The 24,979-nt window shown below is 70.2% G+C and carries 24 protein-coding genes, 1 pseudogene and 1 riboswitch; of the genes and pseudogenes, 11 read left to right on the plus strand and 14 right to left on the minus strand.

Annotated features, from left to right (window positions below; all coding sequences use genetic code 11):
• Positions 1 to 34 precede the first annotated feature (34 nt).
• Positions 35 to 140, plus strand: a riboswitch (TPP riboswitch).
• 54 nt (positions 141 to 194) lie between these two features.
• Genes IE200_RS06715 through IE200_RS06745 form a run of 7 tightly spaced genes read left to right on the plus strand, consistent with a single transcriptional unit; the run spans position 195 to position 7,099 of the window.
• Positions 195 to 890: a YkoF family thiamine/hydroxymethylpyrimidine-binding protein gene (locus IE200_RS06715; protein ID WP_191278601.1), complete on the plus strand. Its 696-nt coding sequence runs from the start codon at positions 195 to 197 to the stop codon at positions 888 to 890.
• On the plus strand, positions 887 to 1,471 hold the full coding sequence (locus tag IE200_RS06720; RefSeq protein WP_191278602.1) for an ECF transporter S component: 585 nt from the start codon (positions 887 to 889) through the stop codon (positions 1,469 to 1,471). The genes IE200_RS06715 and IE200_RS06720 overlap by 4 nt, the downstream gene beginning before the upstream one ends.
• Positions 1,468 to 3,075 carry an ABC transporter ATP-binding protein gene (locus IE200_RS06725; RefSeq protein WP_191278603.1) on the plus strand — a complete coding sequence of 536 codons (1,608 nt, stop codon included), beginning with the start codon at positions 1,468 to 1,470 and terminating at the stop codon, positions 3,073 to 3,075. The genes IE200_RS06720 and IE200_RS06725 overlap by 4 nt, the downstream gene beginning before the upstream one ends.
• A complete protein-coding gene (locus IE200_RS06730; RefSeq protein WP_229856196.1) occupies positions 3,072 to 3,809 on the plus strand; it encodes an energy-coupling factor transporter transmembrane component T family protein in 738 nt (245 codons plus the stop codon). The genes IE200_RS06725 and IE200_RS06730 overlap by 4 nt, the downstream gene beginning before the upstream one ends.
• 32 nt (positions 3,810 to 3,841) lie before the next feature.
• On the plus strand, positions 3,842 to 4,585 hold the full coding sequence (locus IE200_RS06735; RefSeq protein WP_191278605.1) for a lipoate--protein ligase family protein: 744 nt from the start codon (positions 3,842 to 3,844) through the stop codon (positions 4,583 to 4,585).
• Positions 4,586 to 4,595: 10 nt separating this feature from the next.
• A complete protein-coding gene (locus IE200_RS06740; RefSeq protein WP_191278606.1) occupies positions 4,596 to 5,486 on the plus strand; it encodes an ABC transporter ATP-binding protein in 891 nt (296 codons plus the stop codon).
• The gene (locus tag IE200_RS06745) at positions 5,483 to 7,099 is read left to right on the plus strand and encodes an ABC transporter permease (RefSeq protein WP_191278607.1); all 1,617 of its coding nucleotides are present in this window, start codon (positions 5,483 to 5,485) and stop codon (positions 7,097 to 7,099) included. The genes IE200_RS06740 and IE200_RS06745 overlap by 4 nt, the downstream gene beginning before the upstream one ends.
• 4 nt (positions 7,100 to 7,103) lie before the next feature.
• Here the strand turns inward: IE200_RS06745 and IE200_RS06750 are convergent, their stop codons facing one another.
• From IE200_RS06750 to IE200_RS06760, 3 genes are read right to left on the minus strand one after another with little or no spacing between them, the layout of a single operon-like run.
• Complete coding sequence (locus IE200_RS06750; protein ID WP_191278608.1) at positions 7,104 to 7,697, minus strand: LutC/YkgG family protein; 594 nt, start codon at positions 7,695 to 7,697, stop codon at positions 7,104 to 7,106.
• Complete coding sequence (locus IE200_RS06755; RefSeq protein ID WP_191278609.1) at positions 7,694 to 9,172, minus strand: lactate utilization protein B; 1,479 nt, start codon at positions 9,170 to 9,172, stop codon at positions 7,694 to 7,696. Before IE200_RS06755 ends, IE200_RS06750 begins: the two co-directional genes overlap by 4 nt.
• Positions 9,169 to 9,945 carry a (Fe-S)-binding protein gene (locus IE200_RS06760; protein WP_191278610.1) on the minus strand — a complete coding sequence of 259 codons (777 nt, stop codon included), beginning with the start codon at positions 9,943 to 9,945 and terminating at the stop codon, positions 9,169 to 9,171. The genes IE200_RS06755 and IE200_RS06760 overlap by 4 nt, the downstream gene beginning before the upstream one ends.
• Here IE200_RS06760 and IE200_RS06765 point away from each other — a divergent pair.
• On the plus strand, positions 9,944 to 10,438 hold the full coding sequence (locus IE200_RS06765) for a GtrA family protein (RefSeq protein ID WP_191278611.1): 495 nt from the start codon (positions 9,944 to 9,946) through the stop codon (positions 10,436 to 10,438). The genes IE200_RS06760 and IE200_RS06765 overlap by 2 nt on opposite strands.
• Positions 10,439 to 11,019: 581 nt before the next feature.
• Here the strand turns inward: IE200_RS06765 and IE200_RS06770 are convergent.
• From IE200_RS06770 to IE200_RS20650, 3 genes and pseudogenes are all read right to left on the minus strand, one after another.
• A complete protein-coding gene (locus tag IE200_RS06770; RefSeq protein WP_191278612.1) occupies positions 11,020 to 11,502 on the minus strand; it encodes a hypothetical protein in 483 nt (160 codons plus the stop codon).
• A 46-nt stretch (positions 11,503 to 11,548) separates the two neighbouring features.
• On the minus strand, positions 11,549 to 12,658 hold the full coding sequence (locus tag IE200_RS06775; protein WP_229856198.1) for an IS3 family transposase: 1,110 nt from the start codon (positions 12,656 to 12,658) through the stop codon (positions 11,549 to 11,551).
• A pseudogene (locus tag IE200_RS20650) lies at positions 12,610 to 12,804 on the minus strand (IS3-like element IS987 family transposase); the annotation flags it as partial. The gene IE200_RS06775 and the pseudogene IE200_RS20650, both read right to left, overlap by 49 nt.
• A 57-nt stretch (positions 12,805 to 12,861) precedes the next feature.
• On the opposite strand from IE200_RS20650, the gene IE200_RS06780 reads away from it, so the two are divergent.
• Positions 12,862 to 13,968 (plus strand): site-specific integrase, encoded by a 1,107-nt coding sequence (locus IE200_RS06780; protein WP_191278613.1) that lies wholly within the window; start codon positions 12,862 to 12,864, stop codon positions 13,966 to 13,968.
• A gap of 137 nt (positions 13,969 to 14,105) precedes the next feature.
• On the plus strand, positions 14,106 to 14,327 hold the full coding sequence (locus tag IE200_RS06785) for a helix-turn-helix transcriptional regulator (protein WP_191278614.1): 222 nt from the start codon (positions 14,106 to 14,108) through the stop codon (positions 14,325 to 14,327).
• Positions 14,328 to 14,621: 294 nt separating this feature from the next.
• Here IE200_RS06785 and IE200_RS06790 read toward each other — a convergent pair whose 3' ends face one another.
• The 6 genes from IE200_RS06790 to IE200_RS06815 all read right to left on the minus strand — a co-directional run bounded on the left by IE200_RS06790 (position 14,622) and on the right by IE200_RS06815 (position 20,969).
• Positions 14,622 to 15,647 carry a phosphotransferase family protein gene (locus IE200_RS06790; RefSeq protein WP_191278615.1) on the minus strand — a complete coding sequence of 342 codons (1,026 nt, stop codon included), beginning with the start codon at positions 15,645 to 15,647 and terminating at the stop codon, positions 14,622 to 14,624.
• On the minus strand, positions 15,644 to 16,819 hold the full coding sequence (locus IE200_RS06795) for an acyl-CoA dehydrogenase family protein (RefSeq protein ID WP_191278616.1): 1,176 nt from the start codon (positions 16,817 to 16,819) through the stop codon (positions 15,644 to 15,646). The genes IE200_RS06790 and IE200_RS06795 overlap by 4 nt, the downstream gene beginning before the upstream one ends.
• 107 nt (positions 16,820 to 16,926) lie before the next feature.
• Entirely contained in the window at positions 16,927 to 17,706 is a 780-nt protein-coding gene (locus tag IE200_RS06800) for an acetoacetate decarboxylase family protein (protein ID WP_191278617.1), read from the minus strand.
• Positions 17,706 to 18,392 (minus strand): nitroreductase family protein, encoded by a 687-nt coding sequence (locus IE200_RS06805; RefSeq protein ID WP_191278618.1) that lies wholly within the window; start codon positions 18,390 to 18,392, stop codon positions 17,706 to 17,708. Before IE200_RS06805 ends, IE200_RS06800 begins: the two co-directional genes overlap by 1 nt.
• The gene (locus tag IE200_RS06810) at positions 18,389 to 19,174 is read right to left on the minus strand and encodes an SDR family NAD(P)-dependent oxidoreductase (RefSeq protein ID WP_191278619.1); all 786 of its coding nucleotides are present in this window, start codon (positions 19,172 to 19,174) and stop codon (positions 18,389 to 18,391) included. Before IE200_RS06810 ends, IE200_RS06805 begins: the two co-directional genes overlap by 4 nt.
• Before the next feature lie 211 nt (positions 19,175 to 19,385).
• Entirely contained in the window at positions 19,386 to 20,969 is a 1,584-nt protein-coding gene (locus IE200_RS06815) for an acyl-CoA synthetase (RefSeq protein ID WP_191278620.1), read from the minus strand.
• A 570-nt stretch (positions 20,970 to 21,539) separates the two neighbouring features.
• Here IE200_RS06815 and IE200_RS06820 point away from each other — a divergent pair.
• The gene (locus tag IE200_RS06820; RefSeq protein WP_191278621.1) at positions 21,540 to 22,166 is read left to right on the plus strand and encodes a TetR/AcrR family transcriptional regulator; all 627 of its coding nucleotides are present in this window, start codon (positions 21,540 to 21,542) and stop codon (positions 22,164 to 22,166) included.
• A gap of 37 nt (positions 22,167 to 22,203) precedes the next feature.
• Here the strand turns inward: IE200_RS06820 and sucB are convergent, their stop codons facing one another.
• Together sucB and IE200_RS06830 are read right to left on the minus strand one after the other, a co-directional pair.
• Positions 22,204 to 23,970 carry a 2-oxoglutarate dehydrogenase, E2 component, dihydrolipoamide succinyltransferase gene (gene sucB / locus IE200_RS06825; protein ID WP_191278622.1) on the minus strand — a complete coding sequence of 589 codons (1,767 nt, stop codon included), beginning with the start codon at positions 23,968 to 23,970 and terminating at the stop codon, positions 22,204 to 22,206.
• Between the two features lie 9 nt (positions 23,971 to 23,979).
• A complete protein-coding gene (locus IE200_RS06830; RefSeq protein WP_191278623.1) occupies positions 23,980 to 24,966 on the minus strand; it encodes an alpha-ketoacid dehydrogenase subunit beta in 987 nt (328 codons plus the stop codon).
• Positions 24,967 to 24,979 lie beyond the last annotated feature (13 nt).

Below are 24,979 nucleotides of genomic sequence, written 5' to 3' on the forward strand. Positions count from 1 at the left end.
AGTCTCACACCCGCCCCATGGATGCCCTAGGGTCGAGGTGCCCCCGGGGAGCGCAGCAGCGCTGAGAGTGCGGACAGTCCGCAGACCCGTGAACCTGATCCGGTTAGCACCGGCGTAGGAAGCAGGGAACGCGACCGACCCACCCCTGGGACGGGCGTGGTCTAGGCCCGTGGGCGCGTGACCCCGGAGGACCCGTGACCGCCAGCCCGACCGCCAGCACCCGAGCACCCGTCCACCCTCGCGACCTCGGCGTGGGCGCCCGCTTCAGCGTCCACCCGCACTGTGACCGCTTCGTCGAGGTGATCCTCGGCGCGCTCGCCGAGGCCCGCGAGGCCGGCCTCGCCGACTCGCTGGTCGTCGAGACCGACGAGGTGAGCACGTACGTCGGCTCGGTCGACGACGCGCCCGAGGAGCGCATCGTCGCGTACGTCTCGCACGTCCTCGCCGCGGCCCACCGCCTGTCCGGCGGCGGGCACGTGGTGGGCCACGTCCTGCTCTCGCGGGGGTGCCCGGGCGAGGCCGCCTGCGACCTCGGCGCAGTGAGGCTGCCGATCGTCGCGCCCGTGCGAGTCGAGCCCACCGGCGTGGACGCGGTGGCGCAGTGGTCGCTCTACCCGCTGCTCGACGGCGGGTCCGGTGGCGGGTCCCACGGGGGCGACCACATGGTCCCGATCGAGGCGGCGATCGCGGCTGCCCGGAGGCGGGGCACGGCCGTCGCGCCGGCCCACTACGCGACCCGGCTCCGCGGCGACGTCGCCGAGGTGCTCGCCACCGCGACGGACGCCTGGGCCGGCGTCGGCGCCGAGGTCCCCCACGTCGTCACCCACCTCACGGTGTCAATCGGCTCGCCGAGCGCCACGGGCGTCGACACGGACGGAGCGGCGGCATGACGACGACCGACGAGCGCACGTCCACCTGGGCCATGCGGGACCTGATGCTGATGGTCGTCCTCGGCGTGGTCTTCGGCTTCCTCTACTGGGCGCTGGTCCAGGCCTGGAGCGGGCTGGCCCTGCTGATGGGACCGGCCGGGGACCTCGCCCAGCACGTCCTCCTCGGCGGGTGGCTGATCGTCGCCCCGATCGTCGTCGCGATCGTGCGCCGGCCGTTCGCGGGCGTCCTCGCCGAGGTGCTCGCCTCCGTGGTGGAGGTGGTCTTCCTCGGCTCCCCCGTCGGGCCGATGCTCATCCTCGCCGCCGCGATCCAGGGCGCGGGCAGCGAGCTGCCGTTCGCCCTGCGGCGCTACCGCTCGTACGGCTGGGCGACGTTCGCGCTGTCCGGCCTGTGCGGTGCGGGGCTCGTCTTCGTCTTCTCCGCCTTCAGGTTCGACTGGTTCGGTCAGGACCTCGTCGAGCTGCGCCTCGTGCTCCAACTGGTCTCGGGCGTGCTGCTCGGCGGGCTGCTGGCCAAGGTCGTCGTCGACCGGCTCGCCCGCACCGGGGTGCTGGACAACTACGCCATCGGACGCTCGTGACCCTCGTCGAGATCGACGGAGCGCGGGTCCGGTTCCCCCGGCGGGCGGACCCTGCGCTGACCGTCGAGGAGCTGCGGGTGGAGCGGGGCCACGACGTCGTCGTGCTCGGTCCGACCGGGTCGGGCAAGTCGACCCTGCTGCACGCGATCGCCGGGCACGTCCCCCACTCGGTCAACGCCACGCTCGAGGGCGACGTCGCCGTCTGCGGGCTGCGCACCGCCGAGCACTCGGTCGTCCGCCTCTCCCGCCACGTCGGCCTCGTCGCGCAGGACCCCAGCGCCGGCACCACCCTCCCGTACGTCGAACAGGAGGTGGCCCTGCCGCTGGAGAACCGGGCCGTCGACCCGGTGGCCATCTCCGGTCGCGTCGACCGCGCGCTCGACCGGGTCGGTGCCCGCGGACTGCGGTCGCGGCGCCAGTCGGAGCTCTCCGGCGGGGAGCTGCAGCGCGTGGCGACGGCGGCAGCCCTGGTCGCCGAACCGGACCTGCTGCTGCTCGACGAACCCACCTCGATGCTCGACGCGGACGGAGTGGCCTCCGTGCGCGACGTGCTCGCGTCGGGCGTCGGGGCCGGTCCGACGACGGTGCTCGTCGAGCACCGCCTCGACGAGCTGGCCGGCGCGTCGGGGGCGGGTCTCCCCCCTCGGGCGGTCGTCCTCGACCGCACCGGCCGACTCGTCGCCGCCGGTCCCACGGCGGACGTGCTCGCCGTGCACGCACGAGACCTGCACGCCGCCGGGTGCTGGCTGCCGCTGGACACCGAGCTCCGCGCGGCCACCGGGGCGCCGGGCGGGCTCACCCACCGCGACAACCGTGCCCACCTGCTGACCGCCGGTCGGCGGACGGGCCCGCGCACTCCTCCCCGGGGCGAGGTCGTGCTCGGTGCGCGCGGCCTCGCCGTCGGGCGGGCCGGTGCAGTGCTCGCGGACGTCGACCTCGACCTGCGCGCGGGCGAGGTGGTGGCCGTCCTCGGGGCCAACGGCTCCGGCAAGTCCACGCTCCTCCTCACCCTCGCCGGGCTGCTGCCCCCGTACGCCGGCACGGTCACCGGGCCTCGGGCCGGCCTGGTCTTCCAGAACCCCGAGCACCAGTTCTGCGCGAGCACGGTCGCCGCCGAGACGGCGCACGGCCTGGGAGCAGGCGGCGAGGCGGCCGGGGCGCGCGAGCTGCGCCGCTTCGGCCTGGACGACCTCGTCACGCAGAACCCCTACCGGCTCTCCGGTGGCGAGAAGCGCCGGCTCAGCCTGGCCGCCGTGCTCGCCCACGAGCGACCGGCGCTCGTGCTCGACGAGCCGACGCTCGGGTTGGACCGCGCCGACACCGTGACCACGGCCGCGGCGATGAGGCGCGAGGCGGAGGGTGGCCGGGCGGTGCTGTTCGCCAGCCACGACCTGCGCACCGTGGCGGGGGCCGCCGACCGCGTCCTCGTCCTAGGCGACGGGCGGGTCTTGGCCTGCGCGCCGACGTGGGAGGTGCTGCGCGACCGTGGCACGCTGGCCGGTGCGCGGCTCGCGCTGCCACCGCTGCTGGCGTGGCTCACCGAGCACCTGGACGACGACGGATGCAGGGCGGCCCTGCGCAGCCTCGACGGGGCCGCGCGGTGACCGGGTCGTGGCTCGGGCGTCGCAACCCGAGCGTGAAGCTGGGCCTGGCGTTCGCGGTGTCGCTCGCGGTGTCGTTCGTCCTGACGCCCACCGCCCCGGCCGTGCTCTACGTGCTCGCGCTGCTCGCCGTACGCCTCACGAGCCGGGTGCCGTGGCGCAGGCTCGCCCTGGCCCACGTCCCGTTCGTGGCGTTCGCCTCGGGTGCGCTGCTCGTCAACGCCGTGAGCCGGCCGGGGACCGTCCTGTGGGCCGCCGGGTCGCTCGAGGTCACCGACGCGGGGCTGTCGGTGGGCGCCGCGCTGGCCGCGCGCACGCTTCTGATCGGCGTGCTGGCCGTCGGATTCGTCGTGTCCACCGACCCGGTCGACCTGATGACCAGCCTCCAGCAGAACGCCCGGCTCAGCCCGCGCGTGACCTACGCCCTGCTCGCCGGCCACCGCCTGTTGCAGGAACTGCCGCGGGAGTGGCAGACGATCCGGATGGCCCACGCCGTGCGCGCGCCGTTGCGGGCCGACGGACGTCCGGAGGCAGGCGTGCGGGCCTTCACCCGCGCGGCGTTCGCCCTGCTCGTCGTGTGCGTCCGCCGTGGCGAGCGGACCGCGCAGGCGCTGGAGTCGCGCGGACTGGGGGTCGGCCCGCGCACCGTCTGGCGCCCGGTGCGCGTCGACCGTACGGACGTCACGATGGCCGCGACGGTCCTGTCGGTGGTGCCGGTCGTCGTACTGATGCTGTGAGGCCCCGAGGATGGTCCCGCGATGATGGTCCCGTGATCGTTCACGTGGGCGCCCTCGGCGGCGACGAGGCGACCGAGCTCGCCGTGGCGCACGCCCTCCTGCGCCGCTCCGGCGACGGGGAGGTCGACGAGGCGCTCCGGATCTACACGCCGTCGCGGCCCGCGGTCGTCTTCGGTCGCCGCGACACCCGGTTGCCGGGCTTCGCGGCCGCGGTCGAGGCGTCGCGGTCGGCCGGGTTCGACACGGCGGTCCGGGCCGTCGGAGGTCGCGCGGTGGCCTACACCGACCGGGCCGTCGTCGTCGACCACGTGCGCGCCGAGCCGCAGACCCCGCAGGGGATGGACCGGCGCTTCGAGGAGTACGGCCGGCGGTTCGCCCGGCTGTTCGCCGCCCTGGGCATCGACGCCCGCGTCGGCCCGGTGCCCGGTGAGTACTGCCCCGGCGCGCACAGCGTCAACGCCCGCGACGAGGTGAAGCTCGTGGGCACCGCCCAGCGCGTGCTGCCGCGGGCGTGGCTCTTCAGCTCGCTCGTCACCGTCGGCGACGAGGAGGTGCTGCGCCCCGTGCTCACCGAGGTCTACGACTGCCTCGACCTGCCCTTCGACCCCGCGTCGGTGGGTTCGCTCTCAGCCGAGTCCGGCGCCGTCACCACCGTCGATGTGGTCGGCTCGATCGCCGACGCGTGGGGCGTACGCCTGCCGCAGGCCGTCGACGTCGAGGTCGCGACGCTCGAGCGGGCCGCCGGGCTCGTGGACGACCACCGCCCTCCTCAGTGACACTCGGCGCATGGCTGTCATCGAGCTCCACGACATCGTCAAGACCTTCGGCGCCACCCGCGCGCTCGACCACCTCGACCTGACCGTCGAGCAGGGCGAGGTCCACGGCTTCCTCGGGCCCAACGGCTCCGGCAAGTCCACCACCATCCGGGTCCTGCTCGGCCTGCTGCGCGCCGACTCCGGCTCCGCGACGATCCTCGGCGGCGACCCGTGGCGCGACGCCGCGTCGCTGCACCGGCGCCTGGCGTACGTCCCCGGCGACGTCTCGCTGTGGCCCAACCTGACCGGGGGCGAGGTGATCGACGTGCTCGCCCGGATGCGCGGTGGGCTCGACGAGGCCCGCCGTCGGGAGATGATCGAGCGCTTCGAGCTCGACCCGACGAAGAAGGCGCGCACCTACAGCAAGGGCAACCGGCAGAAGGTCGCGCTCGTCGCCGCGCTGGCGAGCCGGGCCGACCTCTACCTCCTCGACGAGCCCACGTCCGGGCTCGACCCGTTGATGGAGGCCGAGTTCCAGGAGGCCGTCCACGAGGTCCGGGCCGAGGGCGCCACGATCCTCCTCAGCTCCCACATCCTCGCCGAGGCCGAGGCGCTCTCCGACCGCATCAGCATCATCCGCGCCGGTCGGGTGGTGCAGACCGGGACCCTGGCCGAGCTGCGGCACCTGACCCGCACCACCGTCATCGCCGAGACCGAGCGGCCCCCCACGCCGATCACGGCCGTGCCGGGCGTCCATGAGCCGGTGATGCACGGCAACCGCGTCACCTTCGACGTCGACTCCGATCACCTCGACGCGGCCGTCGCCGCCCTCGCCGAGCTCGGCGTGCGCTCCCTCGCCGCGCACCCTCCCACGCTGGAGGAGCTGTTCCTGCACCAGTACGGCGAGGAGGTGTCGGCATGAGCAGCGCCCCGGTCGCCAGCTCGGTCGCCGGGGTCGGCCACCTGCTGCGCCTGGCCCTGAGGCGCGACCGGGTGCGACTGCCGCTGTGGGTCGTGGGCCTCGGCGGCACGATCGTCGCCACCGCAGCGTCGATCCCACCCCTCTACGACACCCCCGAGAAGGTCGCCGGCTACGCCCGGATCGTCGGGTCGACCCCGGTGAGCTACCTCATGTCGGGTCGCCAGGTCGGCCTGGACACCCTCGGCGGCATCGTCGCCAACGAGACGTCCCAGGTGGCCCAGCTCGGGATCTGCCTGATGGTCGTCTTCCTCGTGGTGCGCCACACCCGCGCCGAGGAGGAGTCCGGCCGGGCCGAGCTGCTGCGCTCCACCGTGCTGGGCCGCCACGCCGCCACCCTCGCCGGGCTCGCCTACGGCCTCATGGCCGTGCTGCTGATCAGCGCCATCACGACGGTCTCGATGCTGGCGGTCGGGCTCGACGCGGTCGGGAGCCTCACGTACGGCGTCGGGCTCGCGCTGCTCGGGGCGGTCTACACGGCGATCACGCTGGTGGCCGTCCAGCTCTCCACCTCGGCCCGCGGCGCGCTGGGCCTGGGCGTGGCGGCCGTCGCCGTCGGCTACCTCGTGCGCGGCCTCGGAGCGATGGAGGACAACGTCCTGGTCTGGTTCTCCCCCTTCGGGTGGGCTCAGCGCATGGACGCCTTCGGCGACGAGCGGTGGTGGCCCGCCCTGCTCCTGCTCGCGACCACTGCGCTCCTCCTGGCCCTGGCCGCCCGGCTCATGGCACACCGCGACTTCGGCGGCGGCCTCCTGCAGCCACGACCGGGCTCGGCGCGGGCGGGACGGGCGCTCGGCACCCCGTTCGGTGTGGCGACCCGGCTGCAGCGCGGGCTGCTGATCGGCTGGGCGGTCGGGCTCTTCCTGCTGGGCATGCTCTACGGGTCGGTGATCCCGAGCGTCCCCGACCTCATCGCCTCCAACCCCGAGATGGCCGACTTCGTCGGCGCCGGCGGTCAGGCGGCCGAGGACGCGATCGTCGATGCCTTCCTGGCCTACATGTTCCTCTTCATGGCAGTCATCACCTGCGGCTTCGTGGTCGCCTCAGTGCTGCGGCTGCGCGCCGAGGAGGAGGCCGGCCGTACGGAGGTCGTCCTCGCGACCCCCGTCAGCCGCACGTCGTGGATGGCGGCGACCACCGCTCTCGCACTGATCGCCGCGGTCACGCTGACGGTGATCATGGGCCTGGGCCTGGCCGTGGGCTACGGCCTCGGCAGCGGCGAGTGGGACCAGGTCCTGCGCCACGTCGCAGGCCAGCTCGCGTACGTCCCCGGCACGCTGGTCATCGGTGCCTTCGCCGCGGCCCTGTTCGGCCTCGTCCCCCGCGCGACCGGGGTCGCGTGGGCAGCCGTCGCGCTCGTCGCGCTGCAGGTGGTGCTCGGCGAGATCCTCCGACTTCCCGACGCCGTCCAGGCGATCTCGCCGTTCTGGCACCTGGCCGCCGTCCCGCTCGACGACGTCGAGCTCGTCCCGGTCCTCGCGGAGCTCGCCCTCACGGCGGCGCTCGTCGCGGTCGGGATCTGGGGCTACCGCCGGCGCGACGCCGTGTCGGGCTGAGCGATCAGAGCTGCGGATCCACGAGGACCACGTGGAGCGTGCGCGGGCCGTGCACGCCCTCGACCCGGTCGAGCTCGATGTCGCTGGTCGCCGACGGCCCACTGACCCAGGTGAGGGGGCGGGCGGGGTCGAGGAGCGCGATCGCGTCGGGGACGTCCGCGACGACCTGGCTCTCGTCGACGACGCAGACGTGCAGGTCGGGCACGAGGCTGATCGCGCGCCGGCCCTGGTCGTCGGTGTGGTCGAGCACGATGGTGCCGGTCTCGGCGATGCCCACCCGGGCACGGGTGACGACCGCGTCGCAGACGTCGAGCTCGTCGGCGGTGAGGCCCTCGTCCACCACTGCGCCCGGCACGTCGAGGCCGAGACTGGGAGGCACGACCGCGCGCGCCGGCCCGAGCACGTCGCGGACCACCCGCTCCACCTCCTCGGCGGCGCAGCGGGTGACGATCGCGCGGTAGTCGGCGACCCGCTCGGCGAAGAGGTCAGCCAGGTCGCCCCGGCCCGGCGCACGAGGGGCCGATGGGACGGCCACTGCGGGCGACACGCCGTCCAGTGCCTCACGGACACGCCGCAGGATGTCGTCGCGGGCGCTCACGAGCGGCCCCCGTCCGTACGGTCCCACCACTCGCGGAACGACTCCTCCGGCGGCGCGGGGAGGTCGCGCGCGCCTGTCCACCCGGCGCCCGGTCCGGGAAGGCGGCCGGTTGCTGCGCGACCGCCCGGCAGGGTCGTACGGGAGAAACGGCCGAGGACGCGGCCGGCCAGGCCGGAGGCGCGCTCGGCCAGGCGCAGGCGGCGGGCGTCGGAGAAGGTCCACGCGGCCGCCCTCATCGCGACCGCCTCCGGCTTCGGCACCCGGTCGCCGCGGTGCGAGTCGACGACCGCGGCACGCTGGTCCACCAGCACCGACGGGATGTCGATACGCACCGGGCACACCTCGAAGCAGGCACCGCACAGCGACGAGGCGTAGGGCAGCGACGCGGTCTGCTCGTCGGCCACCCCGTGGAGCAGCGGGTTCAGGATCGCGCCGATCGGCCCGGGATAGACCGAGCCGTACGCGTGGCCGCCGACGCGCTCGTAGACCGGGCAGACGTTGAGGCACGCCGAGCAGCGGATGCAGCGCAGCGCCTGCCGACCGACGTCGTCGGCCAGCGCCCGGGTGCGTCCGTTGTCGAGCAGCACGACGTGGACCTCCTGCGGGCCGTCCCCGGGCGTCACGCCCGACCAGGTCGAGGTGTAGGGGTTCATCCGCTCGCCGGTCGACGAGCGCGGCAGCAGCCGCAGCAGCGGGTCGAGGTCGGCCCAGGTGGCCACGACCTTCTCGATGCCGACGACGCTGATCAGCACCTCCGGCAGGGTCAGGCACATCCGGCCGTTGCCCTCGGACTCGACCACGACGAGGGTGCCGGTGTCGGCGACGGCGAAGTTCGCGCCTGACACGGCGACCGTCGCACGGAGGAACTTCTCGCGCAGGTGCTCGCGCGCCGCGGCGGCGAGGACGGCCGGCTCGTCGGTGAGGTCGTCGGGCGCGGGACGGCCGACCGCGCCCATCCGGCGCAGGAAGATCTCGCGCACCTCCGCGCGGTTGCGGTGGATGGCCGGCACCAGGATGTGCGAGGGCAGGTCGTCGCCCAGCTGCACGATCAGCTCGGCGAGGTCGGTCTCCCAGGCGGCGATGCCCTCGGCCTCGAGCGCCTCGTTGAGACCGATCTCGGCGGTGGCCATCGACTTGACCTTGACCACCTCGTCGACGCCGTGGGCCTTCGTGACCGAGGCGACGATCGCGCACGCCTCCTCCGCGTCGCGCGCCCAGTGCACGGTGGCGCCGGCGGCCGTCAGGGAGGCCTCGAGGGTCTCCAGGTGGGTGGCGAGGTCGCGCAGCGCCGCCTCCTTCACCGCTGCCCCGGCGAGCCGCAGTTCCTCCCAGTCCTCGACCTCGGCGACGACGCGGGCGCGCTTGTCGCGGATCGTGCGGGTGGCGTGGGCGAGGTTGCGCCGCAGCTGGGTGTCACCGAGCGCCTCCCGCGCGGCGTCGGGGAAGGCGGGCATGCCGACGAAGGTGCCGCTCATGCGTCGTCCTCGGTGCTGGCCAGCACCTCGGCCAGGTGCGCCACCCGTACGCCCGCGCGCTGGCGCGACAGCAGGCCGCCGACGTGCATCAGGCACGAGTTGTCGCCGGCGACCAGCACCTCGGCACCCGTGTCACGCACGTGCCGCGCCTTGTCGGCACCCATCGCCACCGACGTGTCGGCGTTCTTGAGCGCGAAGGTGCCGCCGAAGCCGCAGCACTCGCTCGCGTGCGGCAGCTCGACGAGCTCGATGCCGCGTACGGCCTCCAGCAGCCGTCGCGGTCGGTCCCCCACCCCGAGCATCCGCAGGCTGTGGCACGTCGGGTGGTAGGTCACCCGGTGCGGGAAGTAGGCGCCGACGTCGGTCACGCCCAGCACGTCGACCAGGAACTCGGAGAGCTCGTACGTCCGGGGGCCGGTCTCCGCGACCGCAGCGACCAGGGCCGGGTCGCCCGAGCGCTCCGCGACGATCGAGTGCTGGTGCCGGGCCGAGCCCGCGCACGAGCCCGACGGGGTGACGACCGCGTCGTACCCCGCGAAGGCGTCGACGAACGTCCGGACCACCGGCACCGCCTCGTCGACGTAGCCGGTGTTGACCATCGGCTGCCCGCAGCACGTCTGCGCCTGCGGGAAGTCGACCTCGACGCCGAGGCGCCGCAGCAGCCGCACGACCGCCTTCCCCGTCTCGGGGAACATGGCGTCGTTGACGCAGGTGACCTGCAGGGCGACCCTCACGCCTCGACATCCTGCCACCTGTCGGTAGCGTCGCGGCATGGGTCGGGACCGACGTACGCAGCGCTGGCGGGCCATCGCCGTCCAGCTGCTGGTCTTCGCGTGCGTGGGCGGGGCGTTCAACGTGTTCTACGGACTGCTCTACGTCCTGCTGCGTTCCGAGCTGAGCGCCCAGCCGGCGAACGCCGTCGCGCTGATCCTCTCGACCATCGCCGGGACGTGGGGGCACCGCAGGATCACCTTCGGCGTCCGCGGCCCCGAGCGGACCGTGAGACACCAGGCCCTCGGGCTGACGCTCCTCGGCTTCAGCCTGGCGGTGACGGCGGGGTCGCTGTGGTTGCTGAGCGCGTCGGTGGACGCACCGACACGTGGGCAGGAGGTGGCGGTGCTCGTCGCGGCCAACCTCGGCACCGGCCTGGTGCGCTTCGCCGCCTTCCGCACGGTCATGGTGCGGCGCCCGCGGACAGAAGACTCCCCGGGGTCTCGGGTCCCCGGGGAGTCGGAGCCGCCTGTCGGAATCGAACCGACGACCTAATCGAGACGAGTGATTCGCGGTGGATCACGCGTGAAGTGCGCTCTGACCTGCGCAAACGTGCTCTGCCATGGCTCCCGTTCGATCACGCTCGATCACGGCCGCTGAGCATGGAGGACCGCCGGCTCACGGAGTTTTGGTTGACTTTTGGTTGACTTGCGAGGTCGCCTCCGGCGTTCGCTCCGGGCTTCAAGAGGGCTGGGCCCGTCAGACTCTGGGCAGGTTCGCGGGAGGGGGGCTTACGGCATCCCACACTCTGGCGTAGGTGGCCTCTACCACCGGCCAGACCGTCCGAACGCCGTCATCGAGTGATTGCACGTCGTCGGCGAGGTTCCCGAGCAGGACGAACTCGTGCGGGATGACTCGGCCGGACCCGTCCCGTCGCCGGTCAGGGTCCGGGAATCTAAGCGCGACTCCCGCGGAGGTGCGTCGGTACACAGTCGGCTCCTCCGCGCCACCGTCGAATGCCAGCTCGTAGTGCCGAAGCGGGTCGCTCAGACCGGCCGTGACCAAGATTGTGAAGCCCCAGACACGTCCCCGAGTTGCCCAGATGAGGCCAGGCGGCCATTCGGTCTGCGTGCCCATCACTTCCGCCGGAGGAGCAAGCGCTCCTCGACGCCTTTCTCGAGGTCCAGCTTGAGCTGCGTGACGGTTGCGGTCACGAAGTCCTGATCCGCCCGAGCCCGCGCGTTCGCCTCCCGGAGTTCCTGACCGGTCCGTTCGACGGCCCTGACCACAACCGGATGCAGCTTCTTGGCAAAGCGCCCAACCTTCGGCAGCCGACCGAGAAGCCTCTCGACGACTCCGCCGGCGGTCAAGACCACGGCGATGTCCTCCGCGTTGTCCGCGAACGTCTCGAGGACCCTCCTCGGGAGCTCCAGCTGCTGGTGCCACTGCACGCGCCGCTCGAGGGGCAGGATCGATGCGATGGGCAGGATGAGATCCAGGCCGACGCGCTCGGTGACGTCGATCGCGGCGGGTTCCACTGCACCGGCCGACAGCTCGAACTTCGCGGACGACAGCACCATGTAGTCCTCACCGACCGAGAGGGCCTCTGGCGTGTCCACGAGCTCGGCGATCGTTCCTCGAAGTGAATCGCGCTGGGTTTCGTTCCTATGCGTTCCCTTGGCCAGCGAGTGCTGGCTGGGGTGATTCTTGGGCAGCGTAGTACGCGGCCTCGACCTCGAGCGGGGTGCGCATGTCGAGCTCCCCGTGCAGGCGCTGGTTGTTCCACCACCACACGTACTCCAGCGTCGCGAGCTCGACCTGTTCGATCGTGCGCCACGGTCCTCGGCGTCGGATCAGCTCGGTCTTGTAGAGCCCGTTGACGGCCTCGGCGAGGGCATTGTCGTAGCTGTCCCCGACGGTCCCGGTCGAGGGCTTCGCTCCGAGTTCGCCGATCCGGTCGGTGTAGACGATCGAGAGGTAGTTCGACCCGTGGTCGGCGTGATGAACCAGCCCGGTCAGATCAACCGCGCCCTCACGCTTGGCGTCCCAGGCGGCCATGTCGAGGGCCTGCAACGGGAGGATGTCGGCCTTCAACGTCGCGGCGACGTTCCACCCGACGATCCGACGCGAGTAGACGTCGGTCACGAACGCCACGTAGGCGAACCCGGACCAGGTCGCCACGTAGGTGATGTCAGCAACCCATAGCCGCCGCGGCGCGGGCGCGTGGAAGCGCCGTTGGACCAGGTCGGCCGGCTTGACCGCCGCCGGATCCGGCTTGGTGGTGAACACCTTCTTCGACCGCTTCACCCCGCGAACGCCGGCGACCTTCATCAGCCTCGCGGTCTGATCGCGCCCAAGTTCCCAGCCCTGACGGCGCATCAGGGCGTGCATCTTCCGCACCCCGTAGACGCCGTAGTTCTCCGCGTGCAACCTGGCGATCTCCGGGACGAGCAGCTCGTCCTTGAGTGAGCGCGCCGAGGGTGGTCTGGCCTTCGCGGCGCGGTACCCGCGGGCGGTGATGAACCCACGAACTGCCGGGCGCAGTACCCGGCAGATGGCCTCGACCCCGAACTGATCCTTGTGCTCGTCGATGTAGCGGATCATCTCGTCGTGGGGCCGTCGAGCTCCTTGGCGAAAAACACTGAGGCGGACTTCAAGATCTCGTTCGCGCGACGCAACTCGGCGACCTCGCGCTTGAGGCGCTTGATCTCCTCGGCATCCTCGCTCGTAGTGCCGGGCCGGACTCCGGCGTCGACCTGGGCGCGGTGGACCCACAGTCGCAGGGTCTCGACGTTCATCCCCAACAGCCCCGACACATGCCGCAACGCGGCCGTCTCGTGCGGGTGCTCGGAGCGAACCTCGGCGACCATCCGCACTGCCCGCTCACGCATCTCGTTCGTATACCTGGCCATCGTTCCCATCCTGACTGATCAAGCGGAACGAAACCCAGCGCGATTCATCGCCTCAGCAACGGCCAGATGAAGCAGGTGACCGCACCTGCGGACTCCAAGTCAGCCGCGCAGCGGGCCCTACGGCGCAAGATCGACACCCTTGTGACGCCGTTGGGATCCGGAGTGCAACCGGGGTGGACCGTCAACCGGCTGGCTGAGTACTGGCTGGAGAAGAAGACGCGGCACGGCCATGCGCGCAACCGAACTCCTCTCAAGTCCCAGACACTGTGGAACTACAGCGACCAAATCAGGCGGATCATCTCGCCCGCGCTCGGAAGCATCCGGGTCGCCGAACTCGACGTGCCTCTTCTGGAAGCCGCGCTCGACCGCTTGGAGGACACCGGCCTGTCGACGATGCAGGGCCGGGCAGTGCTCAACATGATGTGCAAGCTGGCCGTTCGGGACGGCGCACTCCCGGCCAACCCCATGGCTCTCGTCGCCGCACCCGCTCGGGAACCCCACGAGGTGGAACTCCTCGCCGTCGACCAGACGCGACGCCTGCTCCAGGTCACCCACCCCGACCACCAGCGGATCCCAGGCCGCCGGGGACCGAACCGAGACCTGCACGACTTCGTCGTCCTCGCGCTCGCCACCGGAGCACGCATCTCAGAGATCCTCGCCGTCGAGCATGAGCACGTCGGCCTGACAGCCGACACACCAACGATCACGATCTCCGGGACGCTCGTCGAGCCACGGAAAGGCTTCGTGGAGAAACTGCACCGACAGGAGTCGACCAAGACCAGCATGACCCGGACCCTGGTGCTCCCGGACGCTGCGCTCGCAGTGGTACGCCGCCGGCTGGACCACTCGTCATGGACACAGGTGAAGGCGAACGGAAGCGACGACCCGAATCCGCTGATGGCCTCCGGGCGCGGCACCTGGCTGTGGCCTTCGAACATCCGGACCCGTCTCAGAGCCGCTGTCGCGAACACACCCGAGCTCATCGGCACCACACCCCACACGCTGCGACGTACCGTCGCCAACCACATCGCCCACACCGTCGGGTTCGACGCCGCCCGAATGCAACTCGGTCACTCCCTCACCGGCTCGACTCCCCTGAGCCACTACGTCGCCCACCAGCAGCAGGGGCCCGACCTCCGCCACGTCCTCGACACCTTCTTCGAAGAGATCTGACCGTGTCGACCAGAACCCTCCGCGCACTCAGCGCACCCGACCAATCGCTGCGACCGACGACGCAGCCCGCATCGGCGCCACAAGCACAGGCACCCCGTTCACACGAATGCACCTGCACCGACGGACAGGCGTCCCCATTGCAGGACCACCTCACGCCGGAAGAGCTCGTGGACTACCTCCGAGGAACCCTCACGCTCGGCACGCTCCGCAACTACCGATCCGCGCGCAGGGGGCCCAGATACATCACCATCGGCCGCACCGTGCTCTACCCGCGCACGGCGGTGGACGCCTGGCTCGAGGAACTGAAGGCCGCAGCCGCACTCGACTGGGACGAACCACCATGGCTCAAGACACGGTGACGGCCGCCGCGCCGTTGCCTCACCGCGCACAGGCGACCGTGTGACGCCACAGCAACCGCCGCCGACATGCGTCGCCGCGTCGCGGCAGGAAGCCACTGTGCGTGCTGACTACTCACAGATTGATGGAAATTGCGATGCCCTTGCGACCGCATCGTGCGGGCGTCCGCCCTGAAGCCGCGCAGACGGCGGCGGATTTCCAGTCCGATAACGGCAGACCCCAGGCCGGCACTTGCGACAGCCAATGTCGAAGTTCCCCGGCCATTCCGCTCGGGCCAGCAGGCCGGCGCTCCGATGTCACCGGATGGCTTCGAGCCCCGCAACGAGCAGTTCGGGCACAGCGCGGTACGAGGAGTCGAAGCCGGGGCCTTCGCCCACGCCTTCTCGGTAGCGATAGTCGATGCCTGCCGCGATGACGGCGAGCTTGTAGTAGCCCAGGGCAAGGTGGTAGTCCCACTCGTCCAGCGGCACGCCTCCAGCGGACCGATAGTCGTCAGCGAGCTCCCGCACCGAAGGGAGGCGGTCGCTCGTCCATGCGCTGGGAGCCCCGAGGATGTGGTCCAGGGCTGGATGCCGATAGACACACATCATCGCCACGTCCGCGACCGGGTCACCGACCGTGGAAAGCTCCCAGTCGACAATCGCCGCCACATCCACGTCGGCATCGCCGATTCGCAGCAAGGTGTTGTCGATGCGGTAGTCGCCATGCACGATGCCCACCGCCTGCTGGTCTGGCACCTCCGCCGCGAGGGCCGCACGCAATTGTTCGGCGAGCTCGTCCACCGCTGCGTCACCGCGCGTGACCAACGGCCACTGCCCCGACCATCGTCGCAGCTGGCGTGCGGCATAGCCGTCGGCCCGCCCGAAGTCGCCGAGCCCGACCGCGACGTGGTCGACCTGGTGGAGCTTGGCCAGCGCCTCGACCATCCTGGTGACGGCGCGCTCCAGCAGAGGGTCGGTCAGGGCCTCCAGGTCGGACCGGTGCTGGATGCTCCGCCCTTCGACGAACTCGGCCACGGCGAACGGTCCCCCCAGCAGTGACTCGTCCTCGCACAGCGCCACCGCCCGCGCCACGGGGACGCCGGCGCCGGCGAGTGCCCTGGTCACGCGGAACTCCCGCGCTACGTCGTGCGCCGACGGTGTCCGCCCCGCGCGCGGCGGCATTCTCAGCACCCACCGAGACACGCCGTCGCTCAGGCGGAAGGTCAGGTTGGACCGCCCTCCCGCGATCAGGTCGGCCCGGAGGTCACCAGCCGGTGCGACACCCGCCTCGCGCAGGACTCCCGCGACCGCGGCGAGTTCGGCCGATGTGAGCCCCGTCATGAGGGCTGCTGGGCATACTTGCGCACGGCGCGTCGGGCAAGAGACCAGCGGTGCACCTCGGAGGGCCCGTCGTAGATCCGGAAGGGACGGATCTCTCGCGCGACCCGCGCAACCGGCAGGTCGCTGGACACCCCCAGCCCACCGCACATCTGGACGCATCGGTCGGCCACCCGGTGGAGCGCCTCAGCGGCGAAGGTCTTGGCGACCGACGTGGCTTCCGACGCACGACCACCAGCGTCGAGCTCCTCGCAGGCACGCATCAACAACGCACGGGTGGCGGCGAGGTCGATCTCGTTGTCGGCGATCATCTGCTGCATCATCCCGAGGTCGGCCAGTCTCGCTCCGAAAGCCTCACGCCCGGCGACATGGCGTACCGCGACTTCGTGCGCCCGCTGCACCGCACCTGTCCAGCGCATCACGTGGGTCATCCGAGCCGGCCCCAGACGCACCTGCGCGTATCGGAAGCCCTCGTCCACACCACCCAACACGTCGTCGTCCGAGACGAAAACGTCTGTGAAGCTCATCTCGCAGTGTCCGCCGAGCATCGACCGGTCCATCGTCCCGATGTGTCGCAGCACCTCGAGCCCAGGTGAGTCCGCGGAAGCCAGGAACATCGTCGCGCCTCCCGCCTCACCCGGCTCCCCCCTCGTGCGGGCCATGACGATGAAGAACCCGGCTCCGTCTGCGCCGGTGATGAACCACTTGCGGCCGTTCACGAGCCACCCGCCGTCCACCTTCGTCGCCCGGGTGGCGAGAGCCGCCGGGTCGGCGCCGGCCCCCGGCGCAGGTTCGGTCATCGCGAAGCCGGACCGAACCTCGCCACGGACAAGTGGCTCGAGGAACCGCCGTCTCTGGGTGTCGGTGGCGACGTGGTCGAGCAGGTGCATGTTGCCCTCGTCCGGGGCGTGCACGTTCAACGCCAACGGGCCGAACAGCGACCGCCCCGCCGCCTCGAACACCGGCGACCGGTCCACCATGCCCAGGCCCAGCCCGCCACAGTCCACCGGAGCATGAGGCGACAGGATCCCGCGGGCACGAGCCTCGCCCTGAAGGCGCACCCGGAGTACCTCACCCCCGGCTGCCTCCACGTCTCCGTCGTGCTCGTCCTCCACCGGCAGCGCCACTGTGGTGACCAGGTCTGTGGTCCGCTCGACCACCTCACGCACATCCATCTCTCGTCCTTCCATTCGTCGGTAACCCTGGGCGGGGCAGAGCCGGCGCAGGCGCGTCGGCCGGATATTGGTGCCGGTGCGCCGGAACTGCAGGCGGCCTCCTCGGCTCAGATCGATGGCGTGGTGTCGCGTGGCACCACGCGGCCGTGCGGAAGGGCGAAGTCACTAGTGACACTGAACGCGTCCAAGACCCGGAGAGCACGGAAGGCCCCCCAAGGGTCGGCAGCGGTCGAGTGCAGCTCGACCGCACCAGCACCGCGCCAGATCTCGGGGCGTCCGTCGGCACCTCGGTGCGCGCGGGGTCGGACGTCGACTGCGATGAGGTCGTCGGCTGTCGGGGGTTGGCCGGCCTCGACAGAGGGCACGAGACGATGGCTCAGGGTGGGAAGCATCTCAGCCGTGGGCAGAGCGCGTAACTCGTCGGGTTCCACAAGTCGTTCGGGTCGCATCGTGAGCGTCATGAGTCGCAGCCGGCGGGGACGTTCGACGGTCATGGCGAGCTGCTCGGTGCCTGGGCCTCCGTGTCCCGGGTCGCTCCACGTTAGGTGAGCGAGCTTCTTTCCGTAGCCCCAGACCTCGCGGCCAGCCGCCAGTGGGGTCTCGGAGTCGGTGACGATGACCGGCTGGTACCAGAAGCGCTCCTCCCCCACCTGCACCCGCACGACAAGGTAAGCCTCGAGGTAGGGACCGAAGCTGCTCTCCGGGTAGTGGCAGGCCCACGCCGCACATACAGCAGGGTCGGAGTCAGGTCGCACACCAGACGGCAACAGGTCAATGAAGAGGGATGGGTCCGCCTCGTACACCACCCAGGTCTGCCTCGCCCTGCGAAACTCGTAGGGCGGTGGCGGGTACGACGGCGCAGCAACCGGCATAGAGAAGGGTGGCATCAGCGATCCGCCTCCGGCCTGGACCACATGGGTTCGTTGGCGACGAACCCCGCATCCTCACCCCAGACGTTGCGGTAGGTCACCTCGTGTGCTGGGCGGCGAGGGGCGACTCGCCAGCGACCTCGCGGGTAGCCCATGGCAACGGTCGCGCTGAGCTCCCAGCCCCGGTCCGGGGGCACCCCCAGGATCGCCTTAGTGGTGTCGGGCCGGAAGATGTCGAGGACGTTGGTGAGAGCACTGCCGACGCCCTGGGCGCGAGCAGCGAGCATGGCGCTCCAGACGGCAGGGAAGGTCGATCCCCCATCGCGGTCGTTGCGCGAGAGGACGAAAAGCAACAGGGGCACTTCCTCGAAGTGGTCGGCGAGGTACTGCACGCTCGCCTGGAGCTTGCGGAATCGACGAGACGACTCTGCCTCGGGGTCGACCTCGGCCGCAGCCATCTGCACCGCGTAGTGCCCTTTCCACAGGAGGTCGACCGCCTCACGGTAGGGACCAGCAAGACGTCGCTTCACCTCCGTGTCGTCGACCAGGAGAAAACGCCACGGCTGGCTGTCCCCGCCGCTGGGAGCGCGGACTGCGGCATCCACGATCCGCGCCTGGACTTCCGGCGACACCGGATCCGGTCGCATCCGGCGCATCGCCCGAGTTGTGTAGAGCACCTCCCAGGCATCGGGCGCGCTGGTCATGCGGCAGTCCAGCCGCCGTCTACGACTACGTTGGACCCCGTCATGAAGCCCGACGCGTCCGAGGCGAGGAAGAGCGCCGCGGACACTAACTCATCGGGAACTCCGAAGCGGCCCAGCGGTATCCTCTCGAGCAGATGCGCCCGCCACTTGTCGTGCTCGCGGAGCGCTTCTGTCATATCGGTCTCGAAGTAGCCCGGGGACAGCGCATTCACCCGGACGCCATGCTCGGCCCACTCCAGCGCCAGGGTTCGGGAGAGCGCGTCGACCGCTCCCTTGCTCGCGCTGTAGGGAGCCATCCTTGACATGCCGACCTGGCCGTGGATGCTGGAAATGTTGACGATGGCTCCGCCCCCGGCTTCCAACATCAGCCTCCCTGCCTCGCGAGCGCAGAGGAACGTGCCGGTCACGTTCACATCGATGACGTGACGCCATTCCTCGTCCTCGACGTACTGCGCCTTCTTGAAGACCGGGCTAACGCCGGCGCAGTTCACCAGTGCGTCCAGTCGTCCCCACTGCTGCTTCATCTCCGCTACCGCGGCCCTGACCTGAAGGCCGTCCGACACCGAACCAGTCAGCACGAGGGCCTCGCGCCCGAGATCACGTACCTCGCCCGCCACTCCCTCAACTGCCTCGGCACTGCGAGCTGTGAGGGCCACATCTGCTCCCGAGGCGGCGAACCCGAGTGCGATAGCGCGACCCAGACCACGACTTGCGCCGGTCACCCAGATCTTCTGATTCCTCAGGTCGAAGGTCGCGGTCGAGCGGTGAGGTCCGGCGGTCATCGAGTGGCTCCTTCGGCGGCGTCATGAGACACACAGCTGTGTTGGGCGGAGCGCGCTCCGCATCTAATGGACGAAGTGCCTCGACACCCGGACTGTTCGGGACCAGCAGTCTCCGCGACCACGGCACTCCTACATGGCGACGAGGTCGCCGGGTAGCGACACCGACGAGGGCAGGATGCCGCTCCCGTTGCCGCGACCCTCTCCAGGGTGGTCACTGGTTTGCGCCGAAGAGGTCTGCATGCGCGTCGCGGAGAACCCGCTTCAGGATCTTGCCGGCTGCATTACGCGGCAGTTCTGCCACGTATGTGACCGCAGCCGGCTTCTTGTACGAAGCTAGCTCGGACTTGACGAATTCACAGATGTCATCGATCCCAGGCCGTTCGTCGCCGGATGGCACCACGACCGCTAATGGCGTCTCCACCCACCGCGGGTGGGGCACACCTACAACGGCCACCTCCCTCACCGCGGGGTGCCGTTCGATCGCTCGCTCGACCTCGGCCGGATAGATGTTCTCCCCACCGCTGATGATCATGTCCTTGACCCGGTCGACCACATAGATGTATCCCTCGTCGTCCTGCCTCACCAGGTCGCCGCTGTGGAACCACCCTCCACGGAAGGCCTCTTCGGTCGCCTCCGGCTTCTTGTAGTACCCCTCCATGACCGTAGGACCTCGATACACGATCTCCCCGGTCTCCCCTGGCGGCACGTCTTCGCCGCGTTCGTCCACGACACGCACCTCGACGTTGATCGCCGGCAATCCGACCGAACCCATCTTGCGTTCGACGTCGTCAGCCTTGAGGAAACATGTGTTGGACGACATTTCGGTCTGGCCGAACGCGTTGACGATACCGACTGCAGGGAACGTCTCGAGGAGGAGGCGCAACGTGCTCGGCGGCGCCTGCGAGGCGCCCCACAACGCTCGCCTCAAGCGTCCGGTATTGATCTCGGAAGCCTCGGGGAGCGAGCAGATCTGCTGCCACTGAGTAGCCACGAAGTAGCACATCGTGACCGCGTGCTTGTCCAGCAACGCCAATGCCTCGAGTGGGTCGAAGTTCGTCGACGGGGTGATGACGCATGTGCCAGCCAGGTAGATGAAGGGCAACAAGCCGTTAACCCCGCCAATGTGGAAGAGCGGTAGCCCTGAAAGCCACACGTCGCCAGGGCGAGCCTCCATCTCCATTACCCAGTTGACCGTGTTCGTGACCAGATTCCGATGGGTGAGCATGGCACCCTTGGGGCGTCCGGTGGTGCCGGAGGTGTACATGAGGAAGGCGAGGTCGCTCTCCTCCACGACGTTGTCGGGGGCGTCTGGACTGCCGGAAGCCACTAGGTCCTCGTAGGCCTCCGCGCCTTCCGCTGCCTCGCCCGTTGTTGCCACGAACCGCACTGCCGGAATCTGGGACGTCACGTCCAACGCGAGTTGGGTGAGGCGTCCGTCGGTCAGCACGGCAACGGAGTCGGAATCTTCGAGGATGTACGTGACTTCGCTGGCGGCCAATCGGAAGTTCACGGGCACCGGGCAGGCGCCCAACTTCTGCACTGCGAAGAATGACTCCACCACCTCGATGCTGTTGTACATCAGCACGGCGACCTTGTCGCCGCTCCGCACACCGCGGGCGGCAAGAGCGTTGGCGAGTCGATTCACACGGCGGTCGAGCTCCGCGAAACTGAGCGAGCGGTCCTCAAAGACCACGGCGGCCCGGCTCGGCTCACGACGGGCGTTCCGAGCCAAGATCTCGCCCAATACAAGCCGACGGCTCCGGCTGAGTTCGCGGTCCTGCACGGTGATGGACATGTCGCACCTCAAGAGACGTCGAGATCGAGAAGATGAAGATCCGGCACCCAGCGACAGCGGCCGATTGCGACCGACAGCGGACCTGCGAAGCTGGGAAAACGCGACGGGGGGCCGAGTCGCCGCAACGAGCACCTGACCTTGCGCAACGGCACGGAACGGGACCACTCGTGGGCGGGTCGAAGAACCGCGTCGCAACACTGGTCGAGTACTTACGGCAGACGCTCCACGAAAAGTGGCCCTCCTGCGCGCACTCCTGGTTTGCGCGCAGGACGGCATGGCGTTCCACTCGCACCACGCGCCTCCTAACCACCCGACCCGTCGGTCGGTTCAACTGAACTCTAGGGTGCCCCCGATTGCAGCGTCAAGGCTTCGGAACCTGGATCCCACCCGCATCCAGTCGGGACATTCGGCGGCCCGCGACCGCGCTCAACGCAAAGGATTGACCCTAGGGCGAGCAAGAAGGTACGCAGACTTCAGCATGCGGTTGCGCTACATTGCATAAAGCCAACCGATCGGTCGGTTGGACGAAGAGTCGCCACTAACGAACGACAGGCCGCAAGAGGAGTACTCATGAGGACCGCACAGCGGGCAGCGCGTCGGCGAATGTCGCCATCTGAGCGACGCCAGCAGATCGTCACCTCGGCGGCCGACCTGTTCGATGAGGGCGGGTACACAAGCACCACAATGGACGACATCGCCCGTGGCGTCGGACTTGCGAAGCCAACCCTGTACCACTACTTCCCCAGTAAGGACGAGATCCTCCACGCCATCCATGAGGAGTTCATCGACCTCCTCATCAATCGTCACGAACAGCGCACCGCGACCGGTCTGGGTCCGGAGCAGCTCCTGCTTGAGGTGATGGCCGACATCCTGGAGCTCATGGAGACTCACCGTGGGCATGTGCGGGTGTTCTTCGAGCACCACCGCGAACTTCCGTCGAGCGAGCGGGAGGCGATCAAGGTCAAGCGAGACAAGTACGAACAGTTCGTCGAGGAGCTCATCACCGAAGGGATCCGCAAGGGCATCTTTCGAGAGACGGATCCCCACCTGGCGACCCTGGCTACCTTCGGCATGTGCAACTGGGCGTATCAGTGGTACCGGGCCGGTGGCACGCTGAGGTCACGGGAGGTCGCGTACCAGTTCTGGAACTACCTGGTGTACGGGATCAGCGCCAGCAGCGCGTCTCCTACCTCCTGAGTAGTGTCACTCTCCCGCGCCTCTTGACGTCGGGCGGTCAGCGGTAGTCCCCGGCTTGCCAGGCCTCCAGCCGCTTCTTCACGTCTACGAGGCACCGGGTGGCATCGGCGCCGTCCACGGCCCTGTGGTCGAAGGTCAGTGCCAGCCGGATGATCGGCCGGATCGCGATGGTCTCCTGGCCGTCGGCGAGCTGCACCACCCACGGCCGGCGCACGATGGTCGGCATGCCGAGGATGCCGACCTGGGGCTGGTTGATGATGGCCGGCGCCGAAACCGCTCCGACCGAACCCGGGTTGCTGATCGTGAAGGTGCCGGCACGGAAGTCGTCGGGCCCTGCTTTGCCGTCCCTCACTCGCGCCGCGACCGAGGCGATCGCGTCGGCGAGCGGCTCCACCGTGAGCCGGTCGGCGCCGTGCACCACTGGGACCATGAGGCCCCGCGGCGTGTCCACGGCGATGCCCAGGTTGACGTGGCCCCACCGGATCAGCTGATCGGTCTGGAAGGTGGCGTTGAGGTCCGGGTGCTCCATCAACGCTGCGCAGGCCGCGCGGGCGATGAACGGCAGGTAGGACAGCTTGGACCGTTCCGTATCGGCCCGGTGCCGGTTCATCTCCTGGCGCACCTCGCCGAGCAGCCCCAGGTCGACGTCGACCTCGGTGGTCATGTGCGCCGCCGTGCGTCGCGAGCGGGACATGTGCTCTGCCGTGACCCGGCGGATGCGGCTGGTCGGCACCACCTCGTGCGGCACGTCCTCGTAGCCGGCAGGCGGCCCGCTGGGGCCCACCTCGTCAGGTTTCGCAGCCGCGGCCGGCGCCGCGGCTGGACGAGCCGGCTCGGGAACACGATGCCCAGCCTTGTGCTCGCGCACGTCGTCACGGGTGACGTGTCCCCCGCTCCCGGAGCCGCGCACCTCCGACAGGTCGACCTCGAGGTCGACAGCGAGAGCCCGGGCGGCCGGCGAGGCCATGACCCGGTCGTCGCCGGCTGCGCGAGCCAGCATGTCGGCCAGGGCGGCGTTGTGGTCGAAGGGGCCGGGCCGCAGCTCGGCCGGGGCCCCTGGACGGGTCGCCGGCGGCGTCGGGCGTGGCGGCTGCCCGCTGGGCGCAGAGCTCACCGACGACGGCGCAGCGCCGGCGCGGCTCACCGGCGCCCCCCCGTCCGGGACGCGGCCGGAGGTGCCCGGCGTACCGACGAGAGCGAGCGGCTCACCGACCGGGACATCGTCCCCCTCGGCGTACCGGTGCTCGAGGACCACGCCTTCCGCTGTGCTTTCGATCTCGGTGTCCACCTTGTCGGTGGAGACCTCGCAGATCGGCTCACCGACCTCGACGGTGTCGCCGACCTGCTTCAACCACGTGGACAGGGTCCCCTCGGTGACGGAGACACCCATCTGTGGCATCCGTACCAGTGCGGCGTCGGCGGGATTCTCGTCGGCGCTCGCGTGTCCCTCCGAGCCGGTGCCGGTGGCCCCCGGGGGTTCCGTTGCCGAGGATTTCTCCGGCATCGGCGGCTCATTCTCACGCACCGCGGGCTCCGTCTCGGCCGCGGGTGCGGCGTCATCCGCCTCATCGGCCCCGGCCACCCGCGCCAGCGGAACACCGACGGGGACGGTGTCCCCCTCTGCGAAGAGCTGTTCGGACAGAACGCCCGCCGTCGTACTCTCGATCTCAGTGTCCACCTTGTCGGTGGACACCTCGCAGATCGGCTCACCGACCTCGACAGAGTCGCCGACCTGCTTCAACCAGGTGGACAGCGTCCCCTCGGTCACCGACACCCCAAGGTGCGGCATCATCACGTCAGCCACTGTTCCTCCTCAGACCGCTGCCAGCGCCCGGGCCGCCTCGACGATGTCGTCGACCGAGGGGATGCACATCTGCTCGAGCTCGGGGTCCTGGGGCAGCGGCGTGTCCGTCCCCGCCACTCGCCAGACCGGGGCGTCCAGCGCGAAGAAAGCACGCTCCTGGACCTGCTGGGCGATCTCTGCGCCGAAGCCCGCGGTACGGGGCGCCTCGTGCACGATGAGCAGACGGTGGGTCTTCTCCACCGAGGCGACGATCGTGTCGATGTCGAGCGGCACCAGCGTGCGTGGGTCCACGACCTCCAGGTCAATCCCGTCCTCGGACAGCCGATCGGCCGCTTCCAGCGCGCGGCCCACCATCAGGCCGGTCGCCACCACGGTCATCCCTCGGCCCTGCCGGGCGACGTTGGCGACGCCGAAGGGGACCACAAGCTCCGGGTCCTCCGGAACCGGCCCCTTGGCGCGGTAGAGACCCTTGTGCTCGAAGAAGAGCACAGGGTTGGGATCGCGGATGGCGCTCTTGAGCAGCCCCTTGGCGTCGGCCGGCGTGGCCGGGACAGCCACCTTGAGACCGGCGATGTGCATCCCCAAGGTCTCCAGGCTCTGCGAGTGCTCGGCGCCCGCACCGCCCACGACACCGCTCGGGAGTCGCACCACGACCGGCATCTCGAACTGGCCGTGCATGTAGCGCCACTTCGCCAGCTTGTGGAACACCTCGTCAGCCGCGGTGAGCACGAAGTCGGCGAACTGCAGCTCCACCACCGGGATGGTGCCGCCGAGCGCCGCTCCGGCGGCACCGCCGACGATGAACGTCTCATTGATCGCGGTATCACGCACGCGCGACGCTCCGAACTCCTCCTGCAGCCCTTTAGTCAGACCGAAGACTCCGCCCATCTTGCCGATGTCCTGGCCCATCATCCAGACGCGCTCGTCACGGCGCATCTCCTCGGCAAGAGCCTCGTTGATCGCGCGCGCGTAGCCCAGAACCCGTTCGCTTGCCATGCTGCCCTCCTGG

The sequence above is a fragment of the Nocardioides flavus (ex Wang et al. 2016) genome, from assembly GCF_014653115.1.
Classification (GTDB): Bacteria; Actinomycetota; Actinomycetes; order Propionibacteriales; family Nocardioidaceae; genus Nocardioides; species Nocardioides flavus.

Excerpts from the sequence above, each read along its gene's own strand:
- IE200_RS06720 (WP_191278602.1), top strand. The coding sequence starts at position 887 with ATGACGACGACCGACGAGCGCACGTCCACCTGGGCCATGCGGGACCTG.
- IE200_RS06740 (WP_191278606.1), top strand. The coding sequence starts at position 4,596 with ATGGCTGTCATCGAGCTCCACGACATCGTCAAGACCTTCGGCGCCACC.
- IE200_RS06745 (WP_191278607.1), top strand. The coding sequence starts at position 5,483 with ATGAGCAGCGCCCCGGTCGCCAGCTCGGTCGCCGGGGTCGGCCACCTG.
- IE200_RS06755 (WP_191278609.1), bottom strand. The coding sequence starts at position 9,172 with ATGAGCGGCACCTTCGTCGGCATGCCCGCCTTCCCCGACGCCGCGCGG.
- IE200_RS06765 (WP_191278611.1), top strand. The coding sequence starts at position 9,944 with ATGGGTCGGGACCGACGTACGCAGCGCTGGCGGGCCATCGCCGTCCAG.
- IE200_RS06760 (WP_191278610.1), bottom strand. The coding sequence starts at position 9,945 with ATGCCGCGACGCTACCGACAGGTGGCAGGATGTCGAGGCGTGAGGGTC.
- IE200_RS06780 (WP_191278613.1), top strand. The coding sequence starts at position 12,862 with ATGAAGCAGGTGACCGCACCTGCGGACTCCAAGTCAGCCGCGCAGCGG.
- IE200_RS06790 (WP_191278615.1), bottom strand. The coding sequence starts at position 15,647 with ATGACGGGGCTCACATCGGCCGAACTCGCCGCGGTCGCGGGAGTCCTG.
- IE200_RS06795 (WP_191278616.1), bottom strand. The coding sequence starts at position 16,819 with ATGGATGTGCGTGAGGTGGTCGAGCGGACCACAGACCTGGTCACCACA.
- IE200_RS06800 (WP_191278617.1), bottom strand. The coding sequence starts at position 17,706 with ATGCCACCCTTCTCTATGCCGGTTGCTGCGCCGTCGTACCCGCCACCG.
- IE200_RS06805 (WP_191278618.1), bottom strand. The coding sequence starts at position 18,392 with ATGACCAGCGCGCCCGATGCCTGGGAGGTGCTCTACACAACTCGGGCG.
- IE200_RS06810 (WP_191278619.1), bottom strand. The coding sequence starts at position 19,174 with ATGACCGCCGGACCTCACCGCTCGACCGCGACCTTCGACCTGAGGAAT.
- IE200_RS06815 (WP_191278620.1), bottom strand. The coding sequence starts at position 20,969 with ATGTCCATCACCGTGCAGGACCGCGAACTCAGCCGGAGCCGTCGGCTT.
- IE200_RS06820 (WP_191278621.1), top strand. The coding sequence starts at position 21,540 with ATGAGGACCGCACAGCGGGCAGCGCGTCGGCGAATGTCGCCATCTGAG.
- IE200_RS06830 (WP_191278623.1), bottom strand. The coding sequence starts at position 24,966 with ATGGCAAGCGAACGGGTTCTGGGCTACGCGCGCGCGATCAACGAGGCT.